The organism is Sphingomonas bacterium (genome assembly GCF_903643065.1).
Classification (GTDB): domain Bacteria; phylum Pseudomonadota; class Alphaproteobacteria; order Sphingomonadales; family Sphingomonadaceae; genus Sphingomonas.
Map to the genome: position 1 here is coordinate 1 of NZ_CAHJWX010000258.1, position 4,204 is coordinate 4,204.

At 68.3% G+C, this 4,204-nt stretch carries 3 protein-coding genes and 1 pseudogene; all 4 read left to right on the plus strand.

The window, feature by feature from the left end; all coding sequences use genetic code 11:
• Positions 1 to 1,366 (plus strand): translocation/assembly module TamB domain-containing protein (locus HUU95_RS09800; protein WP_174279946.1); only part of this gene is annotated, 1,366 nt, incomplete at its 5' end.
• A 109-nt stretch (positions 1,367 to 1,475) separates the two neighbouring features.
• A complete protein-coding gene (locus tag HUU95_RS09805; RefSeq protein WP_174279947.1) occupies positions 1,476 to 2,945 on the plus strand; it encodes a flavin-containing monooxygenase in 1,470 nt (489 codons plus the stop codon).
• Between the two features lie 37 nt (positions 2,946 to 2,982).
• The gene (locus HUU95_RS09810) at positions 2,983 to 3,612 is read left to right on the plus strand and encodes a CerR family C-terminal domain-containing protein (protein WP_174279948.1); all 630 of its coding nucleotides are present in this window, start codon (positions 2,983 to 2,985) and stop codon (positions 3,610 to 3,612) included.
• Positions 3,609 to 4,204 (plus strand): annotated as a pseudogene (locus tag HUU95_RS09815) (biotin/lipoyl-binding protein); the annotation flags it as partial. The gene HUU95_RS09810 and the pseudogene HUU95_RS09815, both read left to right, overlap by 4 nt.

The following is a 4,204-nucleotide window of genomic DNA, read 5'->3' on the forward strand; positions in this document are numbered from 1 at the left end:
CGTCGGCCGGCTGCTCGCGACGATGCAGCCGCTGGGCGCGGGCGCGAGCTGGACGCAGCGGGTGCTGAACGCGCCGCTGGGTGGCGGCATCCGCTACAACGGCCCGTCCGCCGTGCTGTTCTCGCTCGCCGCGCTGCCGAACCAGAGCCTGTCCGGCCCGATCGCGGTCGCCGCCGATTTCGGCGGGCGGGTCAGCGCCCCCCGGCTCAACGGCCTGATCCGCGCCGACAACCTCACCTATGACAACGAAACGTTCGGCACCCGCCTGTCGCAGCTGAAGCTGGCGGGGCGCTTCACCAACGACCGGCTCGATCTGACGCAGCTCAACGCGCGCGCCGGCAACGGTTCGCTCAGCGCGCAGGGCTCGATCGGCTTCGCGGCCGATTCCGGTTTCCCCATCGATTTCCGCGCGACGCTCAAGGATGCGCAGCTCGCCAAGAGCGGCAGCCTGGAGGCGTCCACCACCGGCACGATCCACCTCACCAACAACAAGGGTGGCGGGCTGATCGAGGGCGACCTGCAGATCCCCGAAGCGCGCTACGCGATCGTCAAGCAGGGCGCCGCCGAGGTGCCCGAGCTGACGGGCGTGCGCCGCAAGAGCGACGTCCGCCTCGCGCGCCCGACCGATCGCCCCGCGCCCGCGCCGGTCGGGCTGTTCAAGCTCAACCTCCACATCACCGCGCCCAACCAGATCTTCGTCTCCGGAATGGGGCTCGACTCGGAGTGGCAGATGGATCTTCGCATCGCCGGCACCTCGGCGGCGCCGGTGGTGACGGGCGGGCTGGACGTGGTGAAGGGCACCTTCTCCTTCGCCGGCAAGCGCTTCGACGTGTCGCGCGGCCGCGTCCGGCTGCGCGGCGGCGCGCTCTCCGATCCGGACATCGACATCCTGGCGACCACCACCGCCGAGGGCGTCACCGCCAACATCGCGATCACCGGCACGGGCAACCGGCCGCAGATCGCCTTCACCTCCACCCCCGCGCTGCCGCAGGACGAGGTGCTGAGCCGGCTGCTGTTCGGCACCGATCCGGCCAATCTGTCCGCGACCGAGGCGATCCAGCTCGCCGCCGCGCTCAATTCGCTGCGCCCCTCGTCGGGCGGCGGGCTCAACCCGCTCGGCAAGCTGCGCTCGGCGACCGGCTTCGACCGGCTGCGCATCGTCGGCGCGGGCGAGACGGGCGGCGGCACCGGGCTGGCGGCGGGCAAGTACATCACCGACAACATCTATGTGGAGATCGTCACGGACGCGCGCGGCTATACCGCGACGCAGCTGGAGATCGCGCTGACCAAGGCGCTCAAGTTGCTCACCTCCGCCGGGTCGGCCGGCGGCAACGACGTCAAACTCAAATACTCTAAGGACTATTGACGCGTCACCACGGCCAACATCCGCGTCCGCAACGTCATGGTAAGATGGATGACGCGACCCTCGACATCCGGTAGGTCCCGTCCCGAAACCGACGCCGGCGAGGACGCGGATGGCCGAACATATCGACGTCCTGATGGTGGGCGCGGGGATCTCCGGCGTCGCCCAGGCCTATCATCTCCAGACCCGCTGTCCCGACCGGCGCTACGCAATTCTTGAGGCCCGTCAGGCACTTGGCGGCACCTGGGACCTGTTCCGCTACCCCGGCATCCGCTCGGACAGCGACATGCACACGCTGGGGTTCGCCTTCCATCCCTGGAGCAGCGCCAAGGCGATCGCCGACGGCGCCTCGATCCGCGCCTATGTCGAGGAGGTCGCCAGGGCCCATGGCATCGACCAGCACATCCGGTTCGGGATCAAGGTCACGGCGGCAAGCTGGTCCAGCGAGACCGCTCGCTGGACAGTGGACGCGACCGGCCCCGAAGGTCCGGTCCAGTTCACGTGCGACTTCCTGTGCATGTGTTCGGGCTATTATGCTTACGCCAAGGGTCATTCACCCGAGTTCACCGGGGCCGAGGACTTCACCGGCCTGATCGTTCACCCGCAGACCTGGCCGGAAGACCTCGACTATAGGGGCAAGCGCGTGGTCGTCATTGGCAGCGGCGCCACCGCGATGACGCTGATCCCGGCGCTGGCCCGCGACGCCATCCAGGTGACGATGCTCCAGCGCTCCCCCACCTATGTCGTCTCAGTCCCCGCCGAAGACGCGATCGCCAACTGGCTCCGGGGCAAGTTGCCGGCCAGGCTCGCCCATGGTCTGACCCGGTGGAAGAACATCCTACTCGGCATGTATTTCTTCCATCTCGCCCGCCGCAAGCCCGAGGCGACCCGACAACGACTGCTCGGCATGCTGAAGGACCACCTCGCTCCCGATTACGACATCGCCACCCATTTCACGCCGCGCTACAAGGTCTGGGACCAGCGCGTGTGCCTGGTCCCCGACGCCGATCTGTTCGCCGCCATCCGCGCGGGCCGGGCGGACATGGTCACCGATACGATCGACCGCTTCGTGCCCGAGGGCATCCGCCTGTCCTCCGGCCGAACCCTGCCCGCCGATCTGGTCGTCACCGCTACCGGGCTCGATCTGTTGCTGTTGGGCGGCGTGTCGTTTCAGGTGGATGGCGAGCCGGTGAACTTCGCCGGCAAGCTCCAGTACAAGGGCATGATGTTCGCGGACGTGCCGAACCTCGCCTTCCTCTTCGGCTATACCAACGCGTCCTGGACGCTGAAGGCGGAACTCGTCGCGAAATACGTGGCGCGCCTGCTCAACACGATGCGCAAGCGCGGCCAGGCGATCGCCACCCCGCGCAACGACGATCCGAGCGTCACGCCCGAGCCGTTCACCACCTTCACCTCGGGCTATATCCAGCGCGCGCAGGGCCAATTGCCAATGCAGGGCAGCAAGAAGCCCTGGCGATTGCATCAGAACTACGCACTCGACGTCATGGCGCTCAGGTTCGGCTCGATCGATGCCGCGATGTGCTTCAGCAATCCAGGTCAGGACAAAAAAGCCGCCGCCTGAGCTTGTCTTGTTCGTTCGATCGAACTAGCGCGACGGGGTGACCCGCGCCCGCCTCCTCGACATCGCCGTCCGCGAATTCGGCGCCCGGGGGCTGGACGGCGCCGCGACGCGGGACATCGCGGCGGCGGCCGGCACCGCCATGTCGTCGATCACTTACCATTATGGCGGCAAGGAGGGGCTCTACCTGGCCGCCGCCGATCACATCGCCAATCACATGGCACAGGAGATGGCGCCCGCGCTCGCCGCCGAGGACGAGGTCGGCGAGGGCGATGCCGAGGCGGCGCGCGTGGCGCTGCATCGGCTGATCGGCCGGCTGGTGGACCGGATGGGCGAGCCGGACGCGGGCGGCATCTCGCTGTTCCTGCAACGCGAGCAGCTTCAGCCGAGCGACGCGTTCGAACGGATCTGGGCCGGCATCATGGGGCAGATGACGCGGCGTCTCGCCGATCTGGTCCGCGCCGCGACCGGCGCCACCCTGCCGGTCGCGCGGCTCGCGACGCTGACGCTGCTGGGCCAGGCGATGGGCGTCCGCGCCAGCCGGGCCGCCGTGCTGCGCCTGTGCGAGCTCGACGAGGTCGACCCGGAAACGCTGACGCGCCTCAAGGCGCGCATCGACAGCAACATCGACGCCATTCTCGACCGCATGGTCGCCGAGGAGCAGCAATGAGCGATCGCGACGACGACCAGCAGCCCGACGCGCACGAGGACCAGTCGCAGGACGACCGGTCCGGCGGTAATGGCGAGGCGGCGAAGGACGATCAATCTGATGGCGATGATTCGGACGACGAGGAGCCCAAGGGCCCGCCGATCTACAAGCGGCCGCTGTTCTGGATTATCACGCTCCCCATCGTCGCGGTGCTCGTGATCGGCGGCGTCCTCTATTACCTCCATGCCCGCCAGTATGAGTCGACCGACGATGCCTTTGTCGACGCGCACGTCGTGCGCATCGCCGCGCAGAACTCAGGCCACCTGATCCAGATCGCGGATATCGATAATCGTCATGTCGACGCGGGCCGGCTGCTGGCGGTCGTCGAGCCCTCCGGCCCCGAGACGCAGCTGGCCGAGGCGCAGGCGAACGTCCAGCAGTCCCGCGCCGCCTATCGGCAGGCGGTGGCGCAGATCGACGCGGCGGTCGCCAACCGCCGTCAGGCCGACCATCACGAGATCAAGCTGCGCGCCCGCGGCGAGTTTCACGGTGCCGCCGCTTTCGTCGAATGCCGGCTGGCAACGGGACGAACCCACCAGATCCGCGTTCACAT

Bases quoted from the DNA above. Each gene is read 5' to 3' on its own strand.
- HUU95_RS09805 (WP_174279947.1), top strand. From the start codon at position 1,476: ATGGCCGAACATATCGACGTCCTGATGGTGGGCGCGGGGATCTCCGGC.